The organism is Campylobacter sp. RM19072, from assembly GCF_024723485.1.
In the GTDB taxonomy this organism is placed as follows: domain Bacteria; phylum Campylobacterota; class Campylobacteria; order Campylobacterales; family Campylobacteraceae; genus Campylobacter; species Campylobacter porcelli.
On sequence record NZ_JANQCU010000002.1, the window covers coordinates 110,094 to 133,091 of the forward strand.

At 34.6% G+C, this 22,998-nt stretch carries 34 protein-coding genes and 1 tRNA gene; 27 read left to right on the plus strand and 8 right to left on the minus strand.

The features are described 5' to 3' along the window. The first annotated feature begins 3 nt into the window (after positions 1–3). The 26 genes from rpsH to tkt all read left to right on the plus strand — a co-directional run bounded on the left by rpsH (position 4) and on the right by tkt (position 17,708). Complete coding sequence (gene rpsH / locus CSUIS19072_RS02410) at positions 4–399, plus strand: 30S ribosomal protein S8 (protein ID WP_086237492.1); 396 nt, start codon at positions 4–6, stop codon at positions 397–399. A gap of 106 nt (positions 400–505) precedes the next feature. Continuing rightward, on the plus strand, positions 506–1,042 hold the full coding sequence (gene rplF / locus CSUIS19072_RS02415; RefSeq protein ID WP_086237491.1) for a 50S ribosomal protein L6: 537 nt from the start codon (positions 506–508) through the stop codon (positions 1,040–1,042). Positions 1,043–1,051: 9 nt separating this feature from the next. Then, a complete protein-coding gene (rplR, locus tag CSUIS19072_RS02420; protein ID WP_086292865.1) occupies positions 1,052–1,408 on the plus strand; it encodes a 50S ribosomal protein L18 in 357 nt (118 codons plus the stop codon). Between the two features lie 14 nt (positions 1,409–1,422). After that, positions 1,423–1,866 (plus strand): 30S ribosomal protein S5, encoded by a 444-nt coding sequence (gene rpsE / locus CSUIS19072_RS02425; protein WP_086292863.1) that lies wholly within the window; start codon positions 1,423–1,425, stop codon positions 1,864–1,866. Positions 1,867–1,875: 9 nt separating this feature from the next. Further along, complete coding sequence (gene rplO, locus CSUIS19072_RS02430) at positions 1,876–2,277, plus strand: 50S ribosomal protein L15 (RefSeq protein WP_086237488.1); 402 nt, start codon at positions 1,876–1,878, stop codon at positions 2,275–2,277. Beyond that, positions 2,277–3,539 (plus strand): preprotein translocase subunit SecY, encoded by a 1,263-nt coding sequence (gene secY, locus CSUIS19072_RS02435; protein ID WP_086292861.1) that lies wholly within the window; start codon positions 2,277–2,279, stop codon positions 3,537–3,539. The genes rplO and secY overlap by 1 nt, the downstream gene beginning before the upstream one ends. 1 nt (position 3,540) lies before the next feature. Beyond that, entirely contained in the window at positions 3,541–4,302 is a 762-nt protein-coding gene (map, locus tag CSUIS19072_RS02440; RefSeq protein ID WP_086292859.1) for a type I methionyl aminopeptidase, read from the plus strand. A gap of 28 nt (positions 4,303–4,330) precedes the next feature. Beyond that, a complete protein-coding gene (gene infA, locus CSUIS19072_RS02445; RefSeq protein WP_009649712.1) occupies positions 4,331–4,549 on the plus strand; it encodes a translation initiation factor IF-1 in 219 nt (72 codons plus the stop codon). Between the two features lie 3 nt (positions 4,550–4,552). Beyond that, positions 4,553–5,164 (plus strand): Crp/Fnr family transcriptional regulator, encoded by a 612-nt coding sequence (locus CSUIS19072_RS02450; RefSeq protein ID WP_086237485.1) that lies wholly within the window; start codon positions 4,553–4,555, stop codon positions 5,162–5,164. A 67-nt stretch (positions 5,165–5,231) separates the two neighbouring features. Continuing rightward, on the plus strand, positions 5,232–6,557 hold the full coding sequence (gene hcp / locus CSUIS19072_RS02455) for a hydroxylamine reductase (RefSeq protein ID WP_086237484.1): 1,326 nt from the start codon (positions 5,232–5,234) through the stop codon (positions 6,555–6,557). A 198-nt stretch (positions 6,558–6,755) separates the two neighbouring features. Beyond that, positions 6,756–6,869, plus strand: a complete 114-nt coding sequence (gene rpmJ, locus CSUIS19072_RS02460; RefSeq protein ID WP_002848032.1) for a 50S ribosomal protein L36 — start codon at positions 6,756–6,758, stop codon at positions 6,867–6,869. Between the two features lie 3 nt (positions 6,870–6,872). After that, the gene (gene rpsM / locus CSUIS19072_RS02465) at positions 6,873–7,241 is read left to right on the plus strand and encodes a 30S ribosomal protein S13 (RefSeq protein WP_086237483.1); all 369 of its coding nucleotides are present in this window, start codon (positions 6,873–6,875) and stop codon (positions 7,239–7,241) included. 9 nt (positions 7,242–7,250) lie between these two features. After that, positions 7,251–7,643: a 30S ribosomal protein S11 gene (gene rpsK / locus CSUIS19072_RS02470; protein ID WP_086225407.1), complete on the plus strand. Its 393-nt coding sequence runs from the start codon at positions 7,251–7,253 to the stop codon at positions 7,641–7,643. A gap of 27 nt (positions 7,644–7,670) precedes the next feature. Further along, on the plus strand, positions 7,671–8,297 hold the full coding sequence (gene rpsD / locus CSUIS19072_RS02475; protein ID WP_086237482.1) for a 30S ribosomal protein S4: 627 nt from the start codon (positions 7,671–7,673) through the stop codon (positions 8,295–8,297). Between the two features lie 13 nt (positions 8,298–8,310). Next, entirely contained in the window at positions 8,311–9,309 is a 999-nt protein-coding gene (locus tag CSUIS19072_RS02480) for a DNA-directed RNA polymerase subunit alpha (RefSeq protein WP_086237481.1), read from the plus strand. Positions 9,310–9,325: 16 nt separating this feature from the next. Further along, positions 9,326–9,682 carry a 50S ribosomal protein L17 gene (rplQ, locus tag CSUIS19072_RS02485; RefSeq protein ID WP_086237480.1) on the plus strand — a complete coding sequence of 119 codons (357 nt, stop codon included), beginning with the start codon at positions 9,326–9,328 and terminating at the stop codon, positions 9,680–9,682. A gap of 130 nt (positions 9,683–9,812) precedes the next feature. After that, positions 9,813–10,088, plus strand: a complete 276-nt coding sequence (locus CSUIS19072_RS02490; protein ID WP_086237479.1) for a NifU family protein — start codon at positions 9,813–9,815, stop codon at positions 10,086–10,088. Between the two features lie 206 nt (positions 10,089–10,294). Continuing rightward, positions 10,295–10,423 carry a hypothetical protein gene (locus CSUIS19072_RS02495; protein WP_257789240.1) on the plus strand — a complete coding sequence of 43 codons (129 nt, stop codon included), beginning with the start codon at positions 10,295–10,297 and terminating at the stop codon, positions 10,421–10,423. Between the two features lie 64 nt (positions 10,424–10,487). Further along, positions 10,488–11,279, plus strand: coding sequence for an autotransporter outer membrane beta-barrel domain-containing protein (locus CSUIS19072_RS02500; RefSeq protein WP_180380058.1), 792 nt, complete (start codon positions 10,488–10,490; stop codon positions 11,277–11,279). Positions 11,280–11,393: 114 nt separating this feature from the next. Next, the gene (locus CSUIS19072_RS02505) at positions 11,394–11,939 is read left to right on the plus strand and encodes a hypothetical protein (protein WP_086237477.1); all 546 of its coding nucleotides are present in this window, start codon (positions 11,394–11,396) and stop codon (positions 11,937–11,939) included. Continuing rightward, positions 11,920–13,209, plus strand: coding sequence for a UDP-N-acetylmuramoyl-L-alanyl-D-glutamate--2,6-diaminopimelate ligase (locus CSUIS19072_RS02510; RefSeq protein WP_086292857.1), 1,290 nt, complete (start codon positions 11,920–11,922; stop codon positions 13,207–13,209). Before CSUIS19072_RS02505 ends, CSUIS19072_RS02510 begins: the two co-directional genes overlap by 20 nt. Beyond that, complete coding sequence (gene panD / locus CSUIS19072_RS02515) at positions 13,199–13,546, plus strand: aspartate 1-decarboxylase (protein WP_086242384.1); 348 nt, start codon at positions 13,199–13,201, stop codon at positions 13,544–13,546. The genes CSUIS19072_RS02510 and panD overlap by 11 nt, the downstream gene beginning before the upstream one ends. 55 nt (positions 13,547–13,601) lie before the next feature. Continuing rightward, on the plus strand, positions 13,602–13,919 hold the full coding sequence (locus tag CSUIS19072_RS02520) for a YbaB/EbfC family nucleoid-associated protein (RefSeq protein WP_086237474.1): 318 nt from the start codon (positions 13,602–13,604) through the stop codon (positions 13,917–13,919). Next, positions 13,916–14,977 carry a DUF7488 domain-containing protein gene (locus tag CSUIS19072_RS02525; RefSeq protein ID WP_086242383.1) on the plus strand — a complete coding sequence of 354 codons (1,062 nt, stop codon included), beginning with the start codon at positions 13,916–13,918 and terminating at the stop codon, positions 14,975–14,977. Before CSUIS19072_RS02520 ends, CSUIS19072_RS02525 begins: the two co-directional genes overlap by 4 nt. Next, positions 14,974–15,801 carry a polyprenyl synthetase family protein gene (locus CSUIS19072_RS02530; RefSeq protein ID WP_086292855.1) on the plus strand — a complete coding sequence of 276 codons (828 nt, stop codon included), beginning with the start codon at positions 14,974–14,976 and terminating at the stop codon, positions 15,799–15,801. The genes CSUIS19072_RS02525 and CSUIS19072_RS02530 overlap by 4 nt, the downstream gene beginning before the upstream one ends. Before the next feature lie 2 nt (positions 15,802–15,803). Next, entirely contained in the window at positions 15,804–17,708 is a 1,905-nt protein-coding gene (tkt, locus tag CSUIS19072_RS02535; protein WP_086292853.1) for a transketolase, read from the plus strand. A gap of 7 nt (positions 17,709–17,715) precedes the next feature. Here tkt and CSUIS19072_RS02540 read toward each other — a convergent pair whose 3' ends face one another. Both CSUIS19072_RS02540 and moaC read right to left on the minus strand, forming a co-directional pair. Continuing rightward, on the minus strand, positions 17,716–17,982 hold the full coding sequence (locus CSUIS19072_RS02540) for an HP0495 family protein (RefSeq protein WP_086237470.1): 267 nt from the start codon (positions 17,980–17,982) through the stop codon (positions 17,716–17,718). After that, on the minus strand, positions 17,966–18,451 hold the full coding sequence (moaC, locus tag CSUIS19072_RS02545) for a cyclic pyranopterin monophosphate synthase MoaC (RefSeq protein ID WP_086237469.1): 486 nt from the start codon (positions 18,449–18,451) through the stop codon (positions 17,966–17,968). Before moaC ends, CSUIS19072_RS02540 begins: the two co-directional genes overlap by 17 nt. 186 nt (positions 18,452–18,637) lie before the next feature. On the opposite strand from moaC, the gene CSUIS19072_RS02550 reads away from it, so the two are divergent. Beyond that, positions 18,638–18,725, plus strand: a tRNA-Ser gene (locus CSUIS19072_RS02550). A 211-nt stretch (positions 18,726–18,936) separates the two neighbouring features. On the opposite strand, the gene CSUIS19072_RS02555 is transcribed toward CSUIS19072_RS02550, so the two are convergent. From CSUIS19072_RS02555 to CSUIS19072_RS02580, 6 genes are read right to left on the minus strand one after another with little or no spacing between them, the layout of a single operon-like run. Beyond that, positions 18,937–19,743: an ABC transporter substrate-binding protein gene (locus CSUIS19072_RS02555; RefSeq protein WP_086292851.1), complete on the minus strand. Its 807-nt coding sequence runs from the start codon at positions 19,741–19,743 to the stop codon at positions 18,937–18,939. Position 19,744: 1 nt separating this feature from the next. Next, the gene (locus CSUIS19072_RS02560) at positions 19,745–20,512 is read right to left on the minus strand and encodes an ABC transporter ATP-binding protein (protein WP_086237588.1); all 768 of its coding nucleotides are present in this window, start codon (positions 20,510–20,512) and stop codon (positions 19,745–19,747) included. A 1-nt stretch (position 20,513) separates the two neighbouring features. Beyond that, positions 20,514–21,500 (minus strand): FecCD family ABC transporter permease, encoded by a 987-nt coding sequence (locus CSUIS19072_RS02565; RefSeq protein ID WP_086292849.1) that lies wholly within the window; start codon positions 21,498–21,500, stop codon positions 20,514–20,516. A 1-nt stretch (position 21,501) separates the two neighbouring features. Beyond that, positions 21,502–22,263, minus strand: a complete 762-nt coding sequence (locus CSUIS19072_RS02570; protein WP_086237467.1) for a HugZ family heme oxygenase — start codon at positions 22,261–22,263, stop codon at positions 21,502–21,504. A gap of 49 nt (positions 22,264–22,312) precedes the next feature. Then, positions 22,313–22,852 (minus strand): hypothetical protein, encoded by a 540-nt coding sequence (locus CSUIS19072_RS02575; RefSeq protein ID WP_086237466.1) that lies wholly within the window; start codon positions 22,850–22,852, stop codon positions 22,313–22,315. Beyond that, the gene (locus tag CSUIS19072_RS02580; RefSeq protein ID WP_180379378.1) at positions 22,839–22,994 is read right to left on the minus strand and encodes a hypothetical protein; all 156 of its coding nucleotides are present in this window, start codon (positions 22,992–22,994) and stop codon (positions 22,839–22,841) included. Before CSUIS19072_RS02580 ends, CSUIS19072_RS02575 begins: the two co-directional genes overlap by 14 nt. Positions 22,995–22,998 lie beyond the last annotated feature (4 nt).

Genomic DNA, 22,998 nt, shown 5'->3' on the forward strand with positions numbered 1-22,998 from the left:
AATATGATAAATGATTTAATTTCAGATGGACTAACACGCATTAGAAATGCGGCTATGAGAAGACTAGAGACTACTCAACTTCTACACTCAAATGTTGTTGAGGCGACTTTAAAAATTCTAGCACAAAAAGGCTATATTGAGAGCTATAATGTAATTGAAGAGAATAATAAAAAATTCATTAATGTAGTTCTAAAATATGATGAACGCGGTGCAAGTGTAATAAATGAATTAAAAAGAGTTTCAAAGCCAGGTCGTAGAGTTTATCAAGGTAAAGATGAGATCAAAAGATTTAAAAATGGCTATGGAACGATTATAGTTAGCACTAGCAAAGGCGTTTTAAGCAATGACGAAGCACATAAAGCTGGTGTTGGTGGCGAAGTGCTTTGTACAGTTTGGTAGTAGTTGAATTAGCTATTGAGTGCATTGCTCAAGGCTAATCTTTTTATGGTATTGGGTATCCATTCGCACGGCGTAGAAATACCCTAGACAAGTAAAAAGGAAAGATATGTCAAGAATTGGAAAACAGCCAATATCTATTCCAAGTGGTTTAGATGTTAGTTTAAATGGTTCGGTTTTAGTGTTTAAAAAAGGTAACGCTACTAAAGAGTTAGACACTAAAGGCAATGTTAATGTAGAAGTTAAAGATGGCATCATCACATTTACTAGTAAGGGTGATGATAGACAAAGCAGAGCCTACTGGGGCACATATCGTGCTTTAGCAAATAATATAGTAATTGGCTTAACAGCTGGATTTACTAGACAACTAGAGATTAATGGTGTTGGTTATAAAGCTGCAGCAAAAGGTAAGGTATTAGAGTTAGCTTTAGGCTTTTCACATCCTATTAACTATGAACTTCCTGAAGGCGTAGAAGTAAGCGTTGAAAAAAACATTATCACTATCAAAGGTAGCGATAAACAATTAGTAGGTCAAGTAGCAGCTGAAGTAAGAGGCTTTAGACCGCCAGAGCCATATAAAGGCAAAGGTGTCAAATATGTCGAAGAACGCATAATCCGCAAAGCCGGTAAAACATCTAAGAAATAAGGGTAAGCAATGGTAGCAAATGTATTAAAAAGAAAATTATCTCTAAGAATTAAGAGAAAAAGAAGAATTAGAGCTAAAATCAGCGGTACCGTGTCTTGCCCTAGAATTTCTATATTTAAATCCAATAGAACTTTATATGTCCAAGCGATAGAAGATATTAACGCTACTACTCTTTGTGCTAGCGATGGTAGAAAGCTAGGCATCAAAGCAAATAAAGCTGGTGCGGTGATTCTTGCCAAAGATATTGCTAGCAAATTAGAAAAAGCTGGAATCAAAGAAGCGGTATTTGATAGAAATGGCTATCTATACCATGGTGTAGTTGCAGCATTTGCTGAAGCTCTAAGAGAAAATGGCATTAAGCTATAACGCAAGGATTATTGATGGAAAAGTATAATAGAGAAGAATTTGAAGAAGTAATCGTTGATATTGGTCGTGTTACTAAGGTTGTCAAAGGCGGTAGAAGATTTAGATTTACAGCTCTTGTTGTTGTAGGGGATAAAAAGGGTCATGTTGGTTTTGGTTTTGGTAAAGCCAAAGAGGTTCCAGATGCGATGAGAAAAGCAACTGATGATGCTTTTAAAAACATTGTAGAAGTTAAGTTAAAAGGTAGCACTATCCCACATGATATTGAAGTTAAATATAACGCAAGTAGAATTTTATTAAAACCAGCTAGCGAAGGTACTGGAGTTATCGCTGGCGGTGGTGCTCGTCCGGTTGTAGAGTTAGCAGGTATTAAAAATATACTTACTAAGTCTCTTGGCTCAAATAACTCTGCAAATGTCGTTCGTGCTACAATTAAAGCATTAAGCATGCTAAAAGGTTAAGGAGAGAGTATGGGACTAGAAAATTTACAAAAAGCTGCAGGCTCAACTCGCAATACTAAAAGAATTGGTCGTGGTCAAGGTAGTGGCTGGGGCAAAACCGCTACAAAAGGTGGTAAAGGTCAAACAGCTAGAAAAGGCTATAATGAAAAAAGAGGGTTTGAAGGTGGTCAGCAACCACTTCAAAGAAGACTACCAAAAGTAGGCTTTACTTCTAAATTTGAAAAACCATACGCAATTAGCGTTGATAAAAATCCTGCTATTAAAGAGTTAAGCGAGATTACGCTAGATACTCTTAAAACAGTACATAAATTCTCAAATAGCATCAAAAAAGTTAAACTTATAGGTGCTGGGGCTAAAGATCTACTTAGCAAGATAAAAGATGAGAATATAAAGGTAACTGGAAATAACTAATGAATAGAGCATTAATCAACAAGATATTAATTACGCTTGGATTTTTGTTTGCTTATAGGGTGCTGGCTTATGTGCCAGTCCCTGGTGTAAATATTGATGTTATTAGGGAATTCTTTACTTCAAATAGTTCAAATGCACTTGGTATGTTTAATATGTTTAGTGGTGGCGCTGCTGAGCGTTTAAGCATTATCTCATTAGGTATTATGCCATATATCACAGCTTCGATTATTATGGAGCTTTTAGCAGCTACATTTCCAAATTTAGGCAAGATGAAAAAAGAGCGTGATGGTATGCAAAAATATATGCAAATTATCCGCTATGTGACTATCGTTATTACCATTATACAAGCAATTGGGGTAAGTATTGGCTTACAAAGCTTAACTGGCAAAGATGGCACAAGTGCAATAATGATAGATATGAATTTATTTATCGCTATTAGCTGCGTATCTATGCTAACTGGGACAATGCTACTTATGTGGATAGGTGAGCAAATCACTCAAAGAGGTATTGGAAATGGTATTAGCCTTATAATCTTTGCTGGTATCGTAAGTGGTATACCAAGCGCTATTGGCGGTACAATTGATTTGGTAAATACTGGAGAGTTAAATTTCTTAGTAGTTATCGCAATTGCTTTGGTTATTCTAATCACTGTAGGCGTGGTAATATATGTAGAAATGGGCGAAAGAAGGGTGCCAATCTCATATTCTCGCAAAACAGTTATGCAAAATCAAAATAAGAGAATAATGAATTACATCCCTATAAAAGTAAATTTAAGCGGTGTTATTCCGCCGATTTTTGCTAGTGCTATTTTGATGTTTCCTGGGACAATTTTACAAGCAAGCACAAATGAGTTTATAGTAGCGATAAATGATTTTTTAAATCCAAATAGCTACTTTTTTAACATCTTAACATTTTTGTTTATTCTATTTTTTGCATATTTTTATGCCTCCATTACATTTAATGCAAAAGATATAAGCGAAAATTTAAAAAGACAAGGCGGATTTATCCCTGGTGTCAGACCTGGTGAGAGCACGGCTAATTTCTTAAACGAAGTAGCTAGTAGGCTTACCTTGACTGGTTCTATATACCTTGGTCTTATATCTACTTTGCCTTGGGTTTTAGTTAAATTTATGGGAGTGCCATTCTACTTTGGTGGTACATCTGTATTGATTGTGGTGCAAGTAGCACTTGATACGATGAGAAAGATAGAAGCTCAAGTCTATATGAGTAAATATCAAACTCTAAGTGCAGTTGGACTATAAGATGGCTATAGGAATTAAAACCCCAAAAGAGATAGAGAGTATGCGTGCGGCTAATAGAATAGTCGCAGCTACTCTAGATCATCTTCATACGATTATTAAGCCTGGAATTTCACTTCTTGAAATTGATAAAATTTGCGAAGATATGATAGTTTCTGCTGGAGCTAAACCAGCTTTTAAAGGGCTTTATGGCTTTCCAAATACTGCTTGTATCAGTGTAAATGAGGTTGTAATCCACGGAATTCCAAATGGCTATATCTTACAAGATGGCGATATAGTATCAGTTGATATTGGATCAAATTTAAATGGCTTTTTTGGCGATAGTGCTAGAACTTACCCAGTAGGCAATATCTCAAAAAGCGATGAATCTTTGATTGCGTGCAGCAAAGATGCTTTGTATTATGCCATTGATGAGATTAGGGCTGGTATGCATTTTAAAGAGCTTTGTTATAAGCTTGAGCAGTTTATCTTAGGGCGTGGATATGTGCCATTAAAGGGATTTTGCGGTCATGGAATAGGTCGCAAGCCGCACGAAGAGCCTGAAATTCCAAACTACTTAGAAGGGACAATGCCAAAAGCTGGACCAAAAATTAGAAATGGTATGGTTTTTTGCATTGAGCCAATGATTTGTCAAAAAGATGGCACACCAAAGATTGCTGCTGATAAATGGACCGTTACTAGCGTAGATGGCTTAAGAACTAGCCACTATGAGCATTGCGTAGCAGTGATTAATGGCAAGGCTGAGATACTTAGTGTAGTTGATTGAAATTTAAGTTTATTTAAGGAGATAAAATTTGGCAAAAGATGATGTTATAGAGATTGATGGCAATGTGGTCGAGGCTCTACCTAATGCTACCTTTAAAGTAGAATTAGATAATAAGCATGTAATTTTATGCCATATTGCTGGTAAGATGAGAATGCACTACATCAAGATTATGCCAGGCGATAGGGTTAAGGTCGAGCTAACTCCATATAGCTTAGACAAGGGTAGGATTACATATCGTTATAAATAATATATGATAGATGCCTTAAAAGATAAGCTCAAAAGATTTGGCGTAGCTTCGCAAGATTTAGATAGGATAGAAAAATTTTTACAAATTAGAAAATTTAGCGATGGTAAGCTACTTACAAAGAGTCATTATGGACTTTTGATAATTGGCTCTGGGGCTCTTAGAGTTTATACTATTTTTGGCTCTCAAGAAAAGACAATTCTCACCCTTGAAAAGGGTGATGAGTGGGTAATATGCCAAATTTGTACTCAAAAATCACTTGAGCTAGAGTTAAATCTCCAAGCGCTTGGTGATTTAGAAATCATTATAATTCCAGATAATATTTTTAGAGATTTAAGACAGAAGTATCCTAAGCTTAGTGAGTATATTTTAACTATTTTTGCTAAGCAATTTGCTAAGAGCATAGAGGTGGCTTCAAAAAGTAAAACCATACCATTTCGTGATAGATTGGTTGAATTTATCAGAAAAAATGCTATAAATAATGGCATAAAAATAACTCATCAGCAAATAGCAAATCATCTAGGAGTAACAAGAGAGTGTGTATCTAAAAATCTTAAACAACTAGAAAAAAATGGACTTTTAACCTTATCAAGGGGTAAAATTTATTTAGAAATGTGAAGTGATTACATACAAAAATATAAAAATTCTATAAAATCCAAATTTAATTTATTTTTAAAGGATTTTTATGGATTTAGAGATGTTTTGTCATCAATGTGAGATGAGTGCTAATGATGGGTGTGGCTCTAAAGGGCAAAGTATGGGGACTTGCGGTAAAGATGCTACACTAGCAAGGCTGCAAGATATGATGATATTTGCCCTAAAGGGTTTAAGCGCATATCGCCACCATGCAAATGAACTAGGAGCCAATACAAAAAATGTAGATGATATAATGGCTCAAACTCTATATTTTACACTTACAAATATGAATTTTAATTTCGATCAGCATATCGAGCAATTGCTAAAAGTAGGCAAGGCTGGAGTAGAGGTTATGGATATTTTAAGCAATGCCCACACTAGTAAATTTGGTATCCCAACTCCTGTAAAAATCACTCAAAACAAAGCAAGTGGCAAAGCTATTTTAGTAAGCGGTCATAATCTTCACGCACTAAAAGAGCTATTAGAGCAGACCAAAGATAAAGGGATTAATATCTACACCCACTCTGAGATGCTTCCAGCTCATGGCTATCCAGAGCTTAAAAAGTATCCACATTTAAAAGGAAATTTGGGTAAAGCATGGTTTGACCAAACTGAGCTTTTTAATAAATTTGGTGGAGCTATTTTGATGACTACAAATTGTATCGTTCCACTTCGCAAAAGTGCTAGATATAGCGATAGATTGTTTGGATATGATATCGCAAGCACCCAAGGCATAGCTCATATTAATGGCGATGATTTTACTCCACTAATCAATAAGGCTTTAGAGCTTGATGATGTAAGTGGCTTTGATAGCGATGAAGTAATCAGCACGGGTCATCATTATAAGGCTATTTTGCCTATGGCTAGTGAGATTTTAGATGCGATTAAAAGCGGTAAAATTCGTAGATTTTTTGTTATAGCAGGATGTGATGCCCCAGGTAAAGGCAGGGAGTATTATAGGGAGTTAGCCCTTAGTGTGCCAAAAGATTGCGTGATTTTAACTTCAAGTTGTGGTAAATTTAGATTTAACGATATAGATTTTGGTTTAATAGAAGGGACAAATATTCCAAGATATTTAGATTTGGGTCAGTGCAATGATAGTAATGGTGGAGTAAAAATAGCTATGGCTCTAAGTGAGGCTACAGGGATAGCCATCAATGATTTGCCGCTTTCAATAGTGTTAATGTGGATGGAACAAAAAGCTATAATAATATTAGTAGCACTATTATATTTGGGTGTAAAAAATATCCATATTGGCCCTAGTTTGCCAAAATTTTTAAATAGCGAAATATTAAATTTCTTAGTAGAAAAATATAATTTATCGCTAATTAGCTCAGATCCAAAGGCGGATTTAGAAAAATTCTTAAATTCTTAAGTTTTTAACAGAGTTACGGCTCTGTTAAATTTATAAAAATTAAAGCCAATTTTAGATACAATTCCAAGCTTTGCATCCAAACTGGATAAAGAAGTATTTTCAAAGTGTGCCACTTGTTTTGAAAATAGTTGGTTTAGGCGTGTTCTTAGACCTAAGTGCAGTCTAGTAAAAGTGGTAAATAATTTTTAGGAGACTCAGATGAAAGTTCGTCCTTCTGTAAAGAAGATGTGTGACAAATGCAAAATTGTCAAACGCAAAGGCATAGTTCATGTTATTTGCGAAAACCCAAAACATAAACAAAGACAAGGATAAGGTATGGCTCGTATTGCAGGTGTTGATTTACCAAAGAAAAAAAGAGTAGAGTATGGCCTTACATATATCTATGGTATAGGTCTATATACTTCAAGAAGAATTCTTGATGCTGTAGGTATCTCTTATGATAAGAGAGTTTATGAGTTAAGCGAAGATGAAGCTGCTGCTATCCGTAAAGAGATTCAAGAGCATTACATGGTCGAAGGTGATTTAAGAAAAAGCGTGGCTATGGATATAAAAGCTTTGATGGATTTAGGTAGCTTTAGAGGATTAAGACATAGAAAAGGTCTGCCAGTGCGTGGTCAAAAAACAAAAACCAACGCAAGAACTAGAAAGGGCAGAAGAAAAACCGTTGGCGCTGCTACTAAATAAGGATAAGATATGGCAAAAAGAAAAGTAATTAAGAAAAAAGTAGTTAAAAAAAATATAGCTAGAGGTATCGTGTATGTCTCTGCTACATTTAATAATACAATGGTTACAGTAACTGATGAGATGGGTAATGCTATAGCGTGGAGTAGTGCTGGTGGTTTAGGCTTTAAAGGTAGTAAAAAATCAACCCCATATGCAGCTCAACAAGCAGTAGAAGATGCATTAAATAAAGCAAAAGAGCATGGCATTAAAGAAGTAGGCATCAAAGTTCAAGGCCCAGGTAGCGGTAGAGAAACAGCAGTAAAAAGTATCGGTGCAGTAGAAGGAATTAAGGTGCTATATCTAAAAGATATAACTCCACTAGCTCACAATGGCTGCAGACCACCAAAACGCCGCCGCGTGTAATTGTAGATAGAATTTAGGAGAATTATAATGGCAAGATATAGAGGACCAGTTGAAAAATTAGAAAGACGCCTAGGTGTATCTCTTGCACTTAAAGGCGAAAGAAGACTAGCTGGCAAGAGCGCATTGGAAAAACGACCATACGCTCCAGGCCAACACGGACAAAGAAAAGCAAAAATTAGTGAATATGGCTTACAATTAAGAGAGAAACAAAAAGCTAAATTTATGTATGGCGTGAGCGAAAAACAATTTAGAAGATTATTTGCTGAAGCTGCAAGAAGAGAAGGCAATACAGGAGCACTTCTTATCTCTTTATTAGAGCAAAGACTTGATAATGTGGTTTATAGAATGGGTTTTGCATCGACTAGAAGATTTGCAAGACAGTTAGTAACTCATGGCCATATCTTAGTAAATGGTAAAAGAGTGGATATCCCATCATATAGAGTAAGAGCCGGTCAAAAAATAGAGATTGTTGAAAAAAGTAAAGAGAATCCGCAAATCGTTCGTGCTATCGAGCTTACTAATCAAACAGGTATAGTAGCTTGGGTTGATGTAGAAAAAGATAAAAAATATGGAATTTTCACAAGAATTCCAGAACGCGAAGAGATTGTCATTCCAGTTGAGGAAAGATATATAGTCGAGCTTTACTCTAAATAATAAGGAGATTATGATGAGAAAGATAACAACATCAGCTTACATGCCTACTGACATAGAGGTTACCCCAATAAGTGAAAATGTGGCTAAAATAGTAGCGTATCCTTTTGAAACCGGCTATGCAGTTACTCTAGCTCATCCGCTTCGCAGACTACTTTATACAAGCACAGTTGGATTTGCTCCAACTGCTGTTAAAATCGAAGGCGTCTCTCATGAATTTGATAGTATGCGAGGAATGCTAGAGGATGTAACGCTATTTATCATAAATCTCAAAAATTTACGCTTTAAGCTTAAAAATGATTCAGAGCATGAGGTTATTGAGTATAGCTTTAAAGGTCCAAAAGAGATTACCGGTGCAGATCTATGTAATGATATTGTCGAGATAGTAAATCCTGATGCGTATCTAGCTACTATTAATGAAGATGCCGAGCTAACTTTCTCTTTGGTTATAGAAAAAGGTATTGGCTATGTGCCTAGCGAAGAGATTAGAGAGAGCGTAGAGAGTGGATATATCGCACTTGATGCATTTTTTACACCTGTTAAACATGCAGTTTATGAGATAGAAAATGTTTTGGTTGAAGATAATCCAGACTATGAAAAAATCGTTTTAACGATAACTACAGATGGTCAGGTCTCTCCTTTAGAGGCGTTTAAAAACTCAATTGAAGCTATGTATAAGCAGATGTCTATATTTAATAATATCCTAAATATAGATGTAAATATGGCTATGGCGTCATCTAAAGGCTCTAGCGAGCACTCAAAACTTTTAGAGAGTATTGAGAATTTAAATTTATCAGCTAGAAGCTTTAATTGCTTAGATAAGGCTGATGTTAAATTTATTGGTGAGCTTGCTTTGATGGAAGAGAGTGAGCTAAAAGATCTTAAAAATTTAGGTAAAAAATCTCTTGATGAGATTAAGGCTGTAATGGCTGAAATAGGCTATCCATTTGGTGAAAATAAGCTAGGTGATAGCAAAGAATCGCTCAGAAAAAAGATAGCTGAGTTAAAATCATAAAAGCGAAGGAAATATAATGAGACATAATCACGGATATAGAAAACTAGGCCGCACTAGCTCTCATCGTGCTGCTTTGCTTAAAAACCTTACGATCGCAATCGTTAAGGCTGGTAAGATAGAAACTACTTTACCAAAAGCAAAAGAGCTAAGAAGCTATATAGAAAAATTAATCACAAGAGCTAGAAAAGGCGATTTTAACGCCCATAAATATGTATTTGCATATTTACAAGATAAAGAAGCAACTAATAAATTAGTTACACAAATCGCCCCAAAATATGTAAATAGAAATGGCGGCTATACTAGAATCATCAAAACACGAGTTAGAAAAGGCGATGCTTCTGAGATGGCCTATATAGAACTAGTATCTGAATGATATTTGCTAGGAGAGATCCTAGCAAATTTAGCTTATCTAATTTATAATCTTTATAATCTAATTTCTAAAATATTATTTAATCTAAGTTTTTTATATTTGTATATAATTGCTAAAAATATAAAGGATGCTTATGATACCATTTAGCGATGAAGAGCTTTATGAGCCAGTTTTAGAAAGTCTTAATGTTGTATTGCCTATGCTCCAAAGAGATGGTGGCGGTATGGAGCTTTTGGGTATTAAAAACGGAGTTGTTTATGTGCGTTTAACCGGACATTGCCACGGCTGTGCTGCAAGCTCTCAAACGCTAAAATTTGGCGTTGAAAAGCAAATTCGAAATGATATTCATCCAGAATTAATAGTGGTAAATATCCCAATTGGTCAAGAATTTGATCTAGAAAAGGTATAGATTTTATCTGAAAATTTATTAGTTGGACTGGATATAAAATTTAGAGTATTAAAAAATATTGGCATTAGTTTTATAACAATATTTTTTCTGTTAGGCTGTGGTGGCGGCTCAGATAAATCTGCTGAGCAAACCATCAAAACTACTCAAGAGATCCCTACAAACACTCAAGAGATTGCCGTAAATAGGGAAGTTTGATAGCACAACCAATGAATAATCATAGTGTAGTAGCATATCCGAGTTTGGCTAAAAATTTAGCTAATACATTTAACTCTCTTACCACAACACATATAAATAAACGCTTATCTAGCCGAGCTATAATCACGCAAGATAGCTAGTTTTATCAAATCTCTCCAAGGGGAGAAATTCGCTAGTGTAAATAATGAGATTTTTGCTTTTATGATGGCTGATGAGATGGATGATTTTTTAAATTCATTCTATTTTAATACCCTAGCAGGCGATTTTAAAGATGGGACAAATCCTAGGCTTTATGGCGGAATTTTTGGTTATGATAGATTTGTAGATGATTTATTGATAGGCACTTACTTTTCATATGCAAACTCAAAAAGTTACAATGTAGAGCTTAAGAGTAATATATATGAGCTTGGATTTTATACTAGATATTTTATGGATAGTAATGAATTTGACTTTAATTTAGCTGGTGGTTATGGCAATTTAGAGCAAAATCTAGATAGATATTTTAACTCTAAATTTGATATTGGTTATATGAGCTTTGGATTGGGTTATGGATATAGAGTATCTTTAAATGAAAAAACATCTATAAAGCCATATATTGGTGCGGATTATCTCTATTTTAAAAGCGAAGATTATATATTAAAAGATAAAAACTCATATGAAACTCAAAAAGTTCAAAGCAACACAGCTAAGAATTTAAAAGCTAAAATTGGTCTTGAGACTATACAAGAATTTAATGATTTTAGTCTATATACAGATTTAAAAATTAAAAGAGATTTAATAGTAGATGATGGCGTGATAAGAAGTTCATTTACTAGCAGCAATGCTGGATTTATAATAGACAGCAAGGATAAAAAGCATACAAATTTCGCAATTGATACAGGTGTTTTATATATAGTTAATAAAAATTTAAGTATCAATTTAAATCTAGGTGCTGATATAAATAGCGATGATAAGCTATATAGTGCAAATTTTGGCTTATCGTATAGATTTAATTAATTATTATTAGATAAGCCTAGAAATCGGTGCTATTTAATCTAAATTTTTTATATTTTGTGTATAATTAGCCATAAATTCTAATCCATATCGTAAATTTGCAATCAGAGGAAATAGATGGGGCAAAACTACAAAGATATTGCAATAAAGCTATTTAAACAAGGGAAATTTGAACTAGCTAAGATGAGCTTTAATATTGCTTATAATAGATCTCCAAGCGATGAGATACTTGCTTTTATAGAGCTTTGCGACACGGCAAAAGATAATCCAAGCGAGGCTCTTTCATTATTTGAGATATATTTTGATCCAGCTCAAAAGGATAATACTCAAACTATTCTTGAAATTATCGAGCTTATACAAAACGCAAACGATGAGAGCGCTATAATGCTAGAGAGCCAAAATGCCATCACCTACGCAGATTTTAAAAATTTATTAAATGATAATGATTTTAAAGAGTTATTTGAGAGTATTTTATTTTCTACCAAAATTATTATTACGCATAAAGATGAGTTATTTGATCTTGTTAATTCTCTTGTAGATAATGGATTTAGCGATATTGGGCTGAAGTATTTAGAGAGTTCGGTTAAAATGTTTATGGGCGATGAGAGGGTGGCTATGGTGCTACAAAAGATTAGGGATAAAGATGAAAATAGCCTTAAATAGCGGATTTATTACTGATAATTCTAAAGAAGTTAAGAGTGGTTGCTATTTTGTGCTTTCTAATTCAAATTCCAAATACTCCGCTCAAGCCTTAGATCTTGGGGCAAAATTGATTAGTCCAAGCGAGGCTATAGAGCTTTTAGGGCTTAAAAACCGAATTAAAATTATAGGTATTACTGGCACAAATGGCAAGACCACAACCGCATTTTTACTAGCTCATACCTTAGCAAATTTGGGCTATAAAAGTGCAGTTAGCGGGACTTGTGGCTCATTTATCGGCGATAGACAAATAGCCAAAAAGGGGCTAACAACAAGCCAAATTCTAGAGAGTATTAGCTATATTAAAGAGGCCGTTGATAGCGGGTGCGAATATTTTATAATGGAGGTTAGCTCACACGCTATAGCACAAAATCGCATTGAAGGCTTGGAATTTAGCTTAAAGATTTTTACAAATTTAAGCCAAGATCATCTAGATTATCATAAAAGCTTTAGCGAATACGCAAGGGTAAAATCTAGCTTTTTAAGCGATGAGTGCGATAAGATTATAAACGCTGATTGTAAAGAGATTAGCTATAATCCTATAAATTCACTCACATATTCAACTAATCACGCTGATATTTATGCTGATAAAATTAATTTAGAAAATGGCATAAACGCAACTATTATAAATGGCGATGAGAAGGCGGATTTATCCCTTAATTTACATGGCAAATTTAATCTATATAACGCTCTTAGCGTGATCGCTGCTACAAAAAAGCTATTAAATTTGGATTTACAATCCATATGCGATGGGCTTAAGGACTTTAAGGGCGTGGCTGGTAGAATGGAGATTGTATCGCATTTGCCGACTATTATTGTGGATTTTGCTCATACTCCTGATGGGATACAAAAGGTATTAAGTTCTATGTGTGATAAAGAGCTGATTGTAGTATTTGGTGCTGGTGGAGATAGAGATAAAAGCAAACGCCCTATAATGGGGCAAATCGTCGCTAAATATGCTAAAATCGCAATTGTAACAAGCGATAATCCAAGGAGTGAAGATCCAGATGAGATAATAGAGCAAGTTGCTGCTTTAATGCCTAAAAATACGATTAAAATTCAAAATCGCAAAGAGGCAATCGCAAAGGCTATGGATATACAAAATGATGAGGTATTATTGATTTTAGGCAAGGGAGATGAGAGTTATCAAGAGATAAATGGGGTTAAATATTCATTTAGCGACCAAGAAGTTGTAAAAGATATATTAGATAAAAAGGATAAAAATGAAAATTGAGATGCTATCTAGCAAAATTCACAGAGCCACTGTAACTGATGCAAATTTAAACTATATTGGCTCAATCACCATAGATGAAAAGCTCATGAAAGCAGCAAATTTGCTTGAGTTTCAAAAGGTAGAGATACTTGATGTAAATAATGGCGAGAGATTTGCTACTTATGTTATTAAAGGCGATAAAGATGGGGAAATTTGCCTAAATGGTGCAGCAGCTAGAAAGGTATGCGTAGGCGATATAATCATCATTGTAAGCTACGCTTCAATGAGCCTTAAAAAGGCTAAGAAATTTCAACCTACAATTATCCATGTGGATTCAAATAATAAAATAGATGGCTAAAAAGCAAGATTTAAAGGCACTTTTGCTATAATCGCCAAAATTTAAAGGTAAATAGATGTTTAAAGATTTTGATTTTTCAAAGATGACGCAAATGCTATCTCAAGCTCAGCAAAAAGCAGATGAATTCCAAGCCCAGCTCGCACAAAAGGAGTTTTGTAGTAAGTCTGGTGGGGGATTAATAAGTGTAAAAATTAATGGTAAATCTGAAATTTTAGATATTAGCATAGATGATTCTTTGCTTGAAGATAAGGATAGTTTGCAAATTCTATTAATTTCAGCCATAAATGACGCTATAAATTTAGCCAATGAAGAGAAGCAAAAAGCGGCTTCATCGCTACTTGGCGGATTTGGTGCTTTTGGGGGTGGATTATGATTAGGATTTTTGTTGCTATCTTAATGCTTGGGGCGATTTTAAATGCGGCTCCAGAGCCTACAATAGCCGATAGAGCTGCCATATATGAGAAGATGAGAGAGTCGCAATTTAACTATAAAGATAATATCGCAATCGCTCTAAATGGCGAGTATGCAGCTGTAGTGTATGATAAGAGTAATCCGCTAAATAAGGCAGATTATATCAAATTTGATCCATATCTTGGGCTATATCTTATCAAGCCTGGATTTACTTTGCGTGGGGCATTTATGCTTGATGAACTTGATAGTAGGCAAGATATGTGGGTTATGACCTTAGAAGAAAATATCGTAAATATGGGGCATATAAAGAGTTTTGGTAGTGAGCTTGGACAGCTTGATGAGCTTAGCTTTAGCACGGGCAAGGCTGGAATGCTAGTTTGTGATTGTGCTTCGATGGTTGGGATCAGCCTTGGAGAATATAGATTTATACCAAATAGATATTTAAAGCATTTTATGCGTTATGATGATGTGTATTATGGGGATATTGGGGTTAAATTTAATGAAAACAATACCACTATAAAAGTAGTAAGTGCAAATCCATTTGGTGCTGGAAAAGAGCTTAGAAGTGGTGATGAAATTCTCTCAGTCAATGGTAAAAAGCCTACAAGTTTAAGAGAGATAAATGAGATGGTGCTATTTGCCGATAAGGGCTCTTTGCTTAAATTTGAGATTAAGCGTGGTTCGCAGATTTTAAATTATGATATTAAAATGTCAAATATAACAGCTAAAAATATTATAGATGATAATAAAACCGCTGAGGTTAAAAAGATTCCGCCAAAGCCAAAATTTCTACCTGAATTTGGACTAAATGTGGATAAAACAATGACAATTACTAGCGTAAAAGCAAATTCCAAAGCTAGTAAGCTAGGTTTAAAAGTTGGAGATAAAATTATGCAAATAGATGGCGTTGCTATTAAAAGTGCCATTGAAGTGGATAATATTATGAAAAATAAAAATGTTCAAGCATACTATCTAATCTCAAGAGATGATTTTCAGTTTTTTGTGCGAGTAAATAAATGAGTTTTTTGGAGTATTTAGAGTCAAATTTACCCAAAACAGATAGCTTTCATCCGCATTTTAACGAGGCAATTGAGTGGATTTTAAAAGCAGGTGGTAAGCATTTTCGTGCTCAATTATTAATCGGCACCGCTAAAGCCATAAATCCATCGTGTGATCCATATCCAGCGGCTTTAGCAGTGGAGCTACTACACGCGTATTCACTCATTCACGATGACCTTCCAGCGATGGATAATTCTAATCTTCGCCGTGGTGTGGCTACCTTGCATGTCAAATATGATGAGGCCACAGCTATTTTGGTTGGCGATGCTTTAAATACTGAAGCTTTTAGGGTTTTGGCTAATTCAAATTTGCCAGCGGATATAGCTATTAAATCCATTCAGATACTTAGTAAAAATGGCGGTCTTAATGGTATGGTAATTGGTCAAGCCATTGATTGCTATTTTGAAAATAAAAAATTAAATTTAGATGAGTTAAAATTCCTACACCTACACAAAACTGGCGCTCTCATCGCAGCTAGTATGCAAATTGGCGCAGTAATTGCCGGAGCTAGTGATAAAGAGTGTGATAAGATATATGAAGCTGGGCTAAAGCTTGGATTAGCATTTCAAATTCACGATGATATAATAGATGCCACTAGCAACGCTCAAATCGCTGGGAAACCCACAAATAACGATACTTTTAAAAATTCATTTACCAATTTACTTGGCGTAGATGAGGCAAAACGCATTAGAGATGAGCTAGAAGTTAAGATAGTAGATCAAATTCAAAATATCAAAGTAAAAGAGCTAATCTTGGATCTAATAAATAGATATTTAAAAGGATGAAAATGTATAAAAAGCAAGCTGATACGATAAGATTTCTATGTGCTGATATGGTACAAAAGGCAAATTCAGGTCACCCAGGTGCTCCGATGGGGTTAGCTGATATAGTTGCGGTTTTAAGCACTCATTTAAATCACAATCCCAAAAATCCAACTTGGCTAAACCGCGATAGATTAGTATTTAGTGGTGGTCATGCTAGTAGCTTGGTTTATAGCTTTTTACATCTTAGTGGGTATGATATTAGCATAGATGATTTAAAGGCTTTTCGTCAGCTTAACTCTAAAACTCCAGGTCATCCAGAGATCGAGACTCCTGGCGTGGAGATTGCTACTGGGCCACTTGGTCAAGGCGTTGCAAATGCTGTTGGCTTTGCGATGGCGGCTAAATCAGCTGAGAATTTATTGGGTAGTGATATTATTAATCATAAGGTCTATTGCTTATGTGGGGATGGAGATTTACAAGAGGGGATTAGCTATGAGGCTTGCGCCTTAGCTGGTAAGCATAATTTGGATAATTTAGTAATAATTTATGATAGCAATGAGATTACTATAGAGGGCGATACGGCTATAGCGTGGTCTGAGGATGTTAAGGTAAGGTTTGAGGCGGCGGGATTTGAGGTGGCTAAGATTGATGGACATAGCTATGATGAGATTGAATTTGCTCTAAATGAGGCCAAAAACAAGACAAAACCATACTTAATAATTGCTAAAACAAAGATCGCCAAAGGTGCTGGTAAGCTAGAAGGAAGCCATCACGCACATGGTACTCCGCTTGGTGAAGAGGTGATAGCTAAGGCTAAGGAGGCGGCGGGATTTGATCCGAATTTAACTTTTTTTGTTGATGATGATGTGAAATTTTGGTTTAATCTCGCACTTGAAAGGGGCGATTTGGCAAATGCTGTGTGGGATAAGAGGGTAAGTGAGCTAGATAAAGAGAAAAAAGAGCTTTTAAATTTGCTTTTAAATCCTGATTTTAGCAAGATTGAATTCCCTGTATTAAAAGGTCAAAAGATGGCAACAAGGGATAGCAATGGTAAAATTTTAAATGCTATTGCCGCTGCTTTACCTGGATTTATCGGTGGTAGTGCTGATCTAGCTCCAAGCAATAAAACCGAGCTAAAAGGATTTGGCGATTATCCAAATGGCAAAAATTTGCATTTTGGCATTAGAGAGCACGCCATGGCGGCGATTTGTAACGCGTATGCTAGATATGGGATTTTTATCCCTTTTAGTGCGACATTTTTTATATTTAGTGATTATCTTAAGGCTGGGGCTAGACTAGCAGCACTTATGGGGCTTAGGCACTATTTTATCTGGACGCATGATAGTATAGGCGTTGGAGAAGATGGCCCAACACATGAGCCAATCGAGCAGCTTAGCACATTTAGAGCTATGCCAAATTTCTATACTTTTCGTCCTGCTGATGGTGCTGAAAATGTGGAGTGCTGGAAGATCGCCCTTAAGCTAAATGCTCCTTGTGGTTTTGTCTGCTCAAGACAGGGGCTAAATCCATTAGATGAGCCTAAATTTGGTAGCGTGGAAAATGGTGCATATCTAATCAAAGAGAGCCAAAATCCGCAAATAACACTTGTAGCTAGCGGTAGCGAGGTTGGATTATGCCTTGAAGCATCTAGATTGCTAGAAAATAGCGGTATTGGTGTAAATGTCGTCTCAGCTCCTTGCTTTGAGCTTTTATGCAAGCAAGATGGTAGCTATATCGAGCGTGTATTTTTGCCTAATACTAAGGTTTTAGCCGTAGAGGCTGCAAGTGCGCTTGAGTGGTATAAATTTGCTGATAATGTGCTTGGAATGAGCTCTTTTGGAGCCTCAGCCCCAGCTGATGAGTTATTTAAGCATTTTGGATTTAGTGCTACAAATATAGCAAATATAGCTAAAGAGATGATTAAATAAAGTCAATTTATAATACAAATTTAGAGTATTTTTTAAGCAAGGTAAATAGCTCCAAACGCTCGGTATCGCTATTTACCAATACGCTTAGATTGAAGCTTTTAAATTTACCATTTTTGCTTGTGTGAGAGATTTTAAGCTTATGCTTTCTATCTCCTACGCACTCTTTGATTATGCTTTTTTCATCGCTTGAGCTATCAAAAATTATCTTATATTCCCAAAATGTTGGGTAGATTATTTCTGGTTTTTTACCATTTATTTCACAAATGTAAGCCATCTTCTCTCCTATATTCTCCGCTTTTTCCGCCACTTTTTGACTCTAGTTTTATATCGCTTATTATCATTGATTTATCAATCGCTTTTATCATATCATAGATGGTAAGAAGCCCCACACTAACAGCACTAAGCGCCTCCATCTCTACGCCAGTTTTGCCTTGAGTTGCCACCTTGGCAATGAGCTTAAATCCTAGCAATTCTTGCATATCTACTATATCTATATCAACTGAATTTATAGCAAGTGGATGGCACATTGGGATTAGATCGCTAGTGCGTTTAGCACCCATCACAGCAGCAACCACAGCAGTTTGCAAGACCGGACCCTTCTTGGCGGTATTATTCTTGATAGCTGTGTAGGCATCTTTAGACATTGTGATTACTCCACTAGCAATTGCTATGCGTTTGGTTATATCTTTATTGCTTACATCTACCATCTTTGGCATATTTTTTTCATTTAAATGAGTTAGCATTTTTATCCTTTTTATTATGATTATATCAAATTTTGTCTTAATAATTTTTACTTTAGTTTATATTTATTATATGTTAAAGAATTAATTATATAATCAAAACTCCTAAACAAATAACCTCCTTTTTGTAAAGACACTTGCTCTTTTGAGCTTGTGTTTTATTTAATCATTTTAATTTTTTGTTGTTTTGGGCAGATGTCCGAGTGGTTGAAGGAGCACGCCTGGAACGCGTGTAAGGTGAAAGCCTTCGGGGGTTCAAATCCCTCTCTGTCCGCCACTGAAAATCATAGCTAAGCCAAATATCCTAGTAGTAAAGGTGTATAACTTTAAAAATTATGAAAATAAATAGCATAACATCATGTAAAATTTACGCCTTTTGAGTGTTTATTTATGATTTGAATTAGACTTTTATAGCTAAAATATTATTTTATGTTTTCTTAGCAAATTTTTATTAAGAAAACAGATTATGCTATATTTGGTTTATTACTCTATCTCATCTCTTTTAGCAGAATTTGAATTCCCTTTTCTATTCTAGGCGTTCCTCTTAATAAAAGCGATGAAGGAATGGATATGATTTTTCCATTTTTTGCAGCTTTTACTCCTTTTAGTGCTGGATATGTTTTTATCAAGCTATTTTTTTGCTCATTATCTCCGATAACTACGATAAAATCAGGATTTGCAGTAAGTAGCATCTCTATTGGCAAAATGGGTGATTTTGCTTTTGTATCAGTTACTATGTTTTCTAATCCAAGCTTTGAGATAATATCGCCTGGCAAAGTTTGGTTATTAAATGCCATAATTGGATTTGTTGAAAACAAAATCGCAACCTTTTTTCCTTTTAGATTATCAGAGTTTATAGCATTATTTAATGAGTTTTTTAGCGAAGAAATAATTTCTTTAGCTTTAGAGCTCTTTTGGACTATTTCTCCGATTTTTTCTATATTTGAGTATATATTTTCAAGGCTATTAGCCTCAAAGATTGTGGCATTTATGTCGAATTTTTTAAGCTCACTTATTGTATTGATGGAGTGAAAACTAGCAATCACAAGATCTGGCTTTAGCTCGATAATTTTTTCTAAATTTGGCTTAGTGTAAGTGCCAACGCTAGTGAGATTTTGCGTTAGATTTTCGGGCCAAATTTTTGAAGTTGTCGGCTGTGCGATAGCGACAATTTCATCTTGAGCTTCAAGCATGTAAAGCATCTCAATAATGGCTGGATCAAGTACAACAAGGCGTTTAGCATTTAAATTTAAAGCAAAAAACGCAACTAAAATTAATATAATAAATTTTTTCATTTTAATCCTTTGAAGCTATAACAAAAAATGAGCCATTATATTCGATAATTTCGCAATCTAGGCAATAGATTTCTTTCAAAATTTCCTTCTTAAAAAGCTCTCTTGGAGCACCACTATAGCAAATTTTGCCATCTTTTAGCATAATTAATCTATCACAAAACATACTAGCAAGATTTAAATCATGAATTACCATTAAGCTTAGTAAATTTAACTTTTTTGTTAGATTTTTGCAAATTTTCATCATCTCTACAGCATAGTGTAAATCAAGCGCACTTGTTGGTTCGTCTAAAAATAGGGCTTTTGGCTCACTAATTAGTGCTCTTGCAAGTAACACTCTTTGAAATTCGCCACCGCTTAATGAGTTTGCTATTCTATCTTTAAATTTAGAAATTTTTAGCAGATCCATAATCTCATTGACCTTTTTTATATCCATATTTGAGTAGTTTTCAAAGCTATTTTTTAGATATGAAAATCTACCCATCAAGAGAATATCAAAAACGCTTAAAGGCATAGATATAGCCGATTTTTGCGGGACAAAACCAATGGTTTGTGCAAGCTCTTTTAGTGTGTATTTTTTTAGTGGTTTATCATTGATTTTGATAATACCGCTTTTTGGCTCGATTAATCTTAAAAGATTTTTTAAAAGTGTGCTTTTTCCAGAACCATTTGCACCTAAAATTCCAATAAATTCGCCACTTTTAGCACTTAAATTTATATTTTCTAAAATAAGGCTTTTATCATAGCCAAAGCTTAGATCTTTTACGCAAATTTCACCCACTAGCTTTTCCTTGTTTTATTGCTAAAAATAGAAAAAATGGAGCACCGAAAAATGCCGTAACAACGCCTATTGGAATTTCTATTGGAGATAAAATACTTTTGCTTAAGTTATCACAAAATAGTAAGAATAAAGCTCCCACAATTAATGAAGCTGGAATTAGAGTTGCATTACTTGAAGTTTTAAGAATTAATCTTAGTGTATGTGGAATTATGAGTCCTACAAATCCTATCATTCCTGTAAATGCCACGCTAAAAGCAGTTGCGAGACTTGCTATTATAAGCAGTATTTTCTTACTCTTTTGAACATTCACGCCAAGGGTTTTTGCCTCATCATCTCCGCTTAAAAGCACATTTAATTCATGTCTTTTAAAGTAAAAATACATTGTAGAAAAAATCACTGGAACTATCAAAATAGCCACTTTCTCCCAAGTTGCTCCACTTAAAAACCCCATCATCCAAGCAACTATCTTAAAGCTATCTTCGCCAATCAAATATGTAGCAAAGCTCGTAAATGCTCCTAAAAAAGAGCTAAAGGCGATACCAATTATTAGCAAGGTAGCTATACTTTTCCCTTTTTTATACAGGCTAAAAATCACTAAAGATAGTGCTGAGGCTACAAAAAAAGCAAAAACCCCATAATAAATATCTGGGAGTTTTAAGAAGTATGCAATAACCGCACCAAATGTCGCACTTGCTGCAATTCCTATAATATATGGATCAGCAAGTGGATTTAAAAATACGCTTTGTACTATTACGCCACTACTTGCTAAAAGCATTCCAATCAATAATGCCATAATAAGTCTTGGAAGTCTTATTTCAAGTAAAATTGTTTTTTTCGCCTCATCTATACTATTTGGGTCGCTAAATAATTTTAAAATATCGCCAAAACTTATATCTGCCCCACCAACACTTAGCGAATAGATTACCAAAAAAATGCATAAAGCTATAAAAAATAAATTTGTCCGCCAAGCTTTTTGCATATTATTTTCCGTGTTTGTGAGGCATATTGTGAGGATTTACGCCATCGGCTTGGGATAAAATCTTAAACCCAACCATATCGTAAGCCGCACCAAAACCACGCACAAATCTACCATTTGTTAGACTAAATCTAATAACTTCAAAATCGCTCATTTCTCTTATAAAATTTGCCGCTTGATCTTGTGGAAATTTTTTGGTTATTTCGTCAAAGAAAAACTCTCTTAATTGGCTATTTTTATCAAAATTTGCCTTTGCTTCCCAGCTAGCCCTAATTCGTGCAAATATCGTGTTTGCCTTGCTTTCATCTTGTAAGAAAAGAATTGAAACCTTATCTGGATTTGATATTAAATTTTTATAGTGAGGCGCTACTGATGAGATTAAAGCTAAAATTTCATCATCTTTTCTCATAGCTGGTGCATAAGATGAAAATGGCATACCATTTTTTAGGCTAGAAATTATGACGCTATTATTGCTATCTATAAATTCAATTAATTGAGCTGAAATCTTTACAAGCTTATCACCGCTTGGCTTTAAATCTTTACAAATTTCCATTATCGCATCTTTGTATCCTTCGCCATTTTGATTGGCTTTTTTAGCAAATGGAACTCTTATTAAATTTCCATCAACATCAATATCCAAACCATCTTCATCAATATCTACTATTTTTGCATCTTTGGCATTTTGTAGTGAGCCAAATTTTATCGCCATTGCCTCGACTATATCGCCGTGCTCCTCATTCATATGCTTAATTGCATTATTTTTCATTTTTTCTCCTTAAAATTAAAGTTTAGCTCAAGCTGCATTACAATCTGAGCTAAATCTTAATCTTTTCATTTTTTATCTCATAAATTTTTTGTGCAGCATAAAAATATCTACCATCATGACTAATTAATATAATAGTAAATCCAAGTGAGTTTAGATAAGGTAAAATTTCATTATAAAAAATGGCTTTAAAGTTTGGATCTTGATTGGTCGCCCACTCATCAAGAAGCAATAAACTTCTATTTTCTAAAAGAGCATTTATAAGAGCTAAACGCTTTTTTTGGCCTTCAATACACTCAGAATAATCCTTATAAAGTGTGTTTTTGCCAAGTCTATGTCTGCTAAAATATGTATAAGTTCTTTTCATAAAATAAAAACTTATAACAATCATAACAGCTAGGCAAAGCATAACCAAAATCCCAATACCAGGTGATAGATATGCTATATAGCCAAGCGTGGAAATTAAAATAAAAGCTCCTTGTAAAGCCTCAGGAATTGAACCAAAACCCATACTGATGCTTGTTATATCGCTAGTTAATGATGCTAAGAGCTTGTTTTTTGGAATTTTATTTATGCTTTCAAAATTTTGCATTTAATATCTCTTTTACGATTTTTAAGCGAATATTATATACAAAATTATGCCCTAAATGCGTGATAATAGCTCTAGATATAACGGCAAAAATTAAGAATAAAATCAAGATAAGCTCAAATGTAGATTTTAAATAGAATTTCACTTTT

Bases quoted from the DNA above. Each gene is read 5' to 3' on its own strand.
- rpsH (WP_086237492.1), top strand. From the start codon at position 4: ATGATAAATGATTTAATTTCAGATGGACTAACACGCATTAGAAATGCG.
- rplF (WP_086237491.1), top strand. From the start codon at position 506: ATGTCAAGAATTGGAAAACAGCCAATATCTATTCCAAGTGGTTTAGAT.
- rplR (WP_086292865.1), top strand. From the start codon at position 1,052: ATGGTAGCAAATGTATTAAAAAGAAAATTATCTCTAAGAATTAAGAGA.
- rpsE (WP_086292863.1), top strand. From the start codon at position 1,423: ATGGAAAAGTATAATAGAGAAGAATTTGAAGAAGTAATCGTTGATATT.
- rplO (WP_086237488.1), top strand. From the start codon at position 1,876: ATGGGACTAGAAAATTTACAAAAAGCTGCAGGCTCAACTCGCAATACT.
- secY (WP_086292861.1), top strand. From the start codon at position 2,277: ATGAATAGAGCATTAATCAACAAGATATTAATTACGCTTGGATTTTTG.
- map (WP_086292859.1), top strand. From the start codon at position 3,541: ATGGCTATAGGAATTAAAACCCCAAAAGAGATAGAGAGTATGCGTGCG.
- CSUIS19072_RS02450 (WP_086237485.1), top strand. From the start codon at position 4,553: ATGATAGATGCCTTAAAAGATAAGCTCAAAAGATTTGGCGTAGCTTCG.
- hcp (WP_086237484.1), top strand. From the start codon at position 5,232: ATGGATTTAGAGATGTTTTGTCATCAATGTGAGATGAGTGCTAATGAT.
- rpmJ (WP_002848032.1), top strand. From the start codon at position 6,756: ATGAAAGTTCGTCCTTCTGTAAAGAAGATGTGTGACAAATGCAAAATT.
- rpsM (WP_086237483.1), top strand. From the start codon at position 6,873: ATGGCTCGTATTGCAGGTGTTGATTTACCAAAGAAAAAAAGAGTAGAG.
- rpsK (WP_086225407.1), top strand. From the start codon at position 7,251: ATGGCAAAAAGAAAAGTAATTAAGAAAAAAGTAGTTAAAAAAAATATA.
- rpsD (WP_086237482.1), top strand. From the start codon at position 7,671: ATGGCAAGATATAGAGGACCAGTTGAAAAATTAGAAAGACGCCTAGGT.
- CSUIS19072_RS02480 (WP_086237481.1), top strand. From the start codon at position 8,311: ATGAGAAAGATAACAACATCAGCTTACATGCCTACTGACATAGAGGTT.
- rplQ (WP_086237480.1), top strand. From the start codon at position 9,326: ATGAGACATAATCACGGATATAGAAAACTAGGCCGCACTAGCTCTCAT.
- CSUIS19072_RS02490 (WP_086237479.1), top strand. From the start codon at position 9,813: ATGATACCATTTAGCGATGAAGAGCTTTATGAGCCAGTTTTAGAAAGT.
- CSUIS19072_RS02495 (WP_257789240.1), top strand. From the start codon at position 10,295: ATGAATAATCATAGTGTAGTAGCATATCCGAGTTTGGCTAAAAATTTA.
- CSUIS19072_RS02500 (WP_180380058.1), top strand. From the start codon at position 10,488: ATGGCTGATGAGATGGATGATTTTTTAAATTCATTCTATTTTAATACC.
- CSUIS19072_RS02505 (WP_086237477.1), top strand. From the start codon at position 11,394: ATGGGGCAAAACTACAAAGATATTGCAATAAAGCTATTTAAACAAGGG.
- CSUIS19072_RS02510 (WP_086292857.1), top strand. From the start codon at position 11,920: ATGAAAATAGCCTTAAATAGCGGATTTATTACTGATAATTCTAAAGAA.
- panD (WP_086242384.1), top strand. From the start codon at position 13,199: ATGAAAATTGAGATGCTATCTAGCAAAATTCACAGAGCCACTGTAACT.
- CSUIS19072_RS02520 (WP_086237474.1), top strand. From the start codon at position 13,602: ATGTTTAAAGATTTTGATTTTTCAAAGATGACGCAAATGCTATCTCAA.
- CSUIS19072_RS02525 (WP_086242383.1), top strand. From the start codon at position 13,916: ATGATTAGGATTTTTGTTGCTATCTTAATGCTTGGGGCGATTTTAAAT.
- CSUIS19072_RS02530 (WP_086292855.1), top strand. From the start codon at position 14,974: ATGAGTTTTTTGGAGTATTTAGAGTCAAATTTACCCAAAACAGATAGC.
- tkt (WP_086292853.1), top strand. From the start codon at position 15,804: ATGTATAAAAAGCAAGCTGATACGATAAGATTTCTATGTGCTGATATG.
- CSUIS19072_RS02540 (WP_086237470.1), bottom strand. From the start codon at position 17,982: ATGGCTTACATTTGTGAAATAAATGGTAAAAAACCAGAAATAATCTAC.
- moaC (WP_086237469.1), bottom strand. From the start codon at position 18,451: ATGCTAACTCATTTAAATGAAAAAAATATGCCAAAGATGGTAGATGTA.
- CSUIS19072_RS02555 (WP_086292851.1), bottom strand. From the start codon at position 19,743: ATGAAAAAATTTATTATATTAATTTTAGTTGCGTTTTTTGCTTTAAAT.
- CSUIS19072_RS02565 (WP_086292849.1), bottom strand. From the start codon at position 21,500: ATGCAAAAAGCTTGGCGGACAAATTTATTTTTTATAGCTTTATGCATT.
- CSUIS19072_RS02570 (WP_086237467.1), bottom strand. From the start codon at position 22,263: ATGAAAAATAATGCAATTAAGCATATGAATGAGGAGCACGGCGATATA.
- CSUIS19072_RS02575 (WP_086237466.1), bottom strand. From the start codon at position 22,852: ATGCAAAATTTTGAAAGCATAAATAAAATTCCAAAAAACAAGCTCTTA.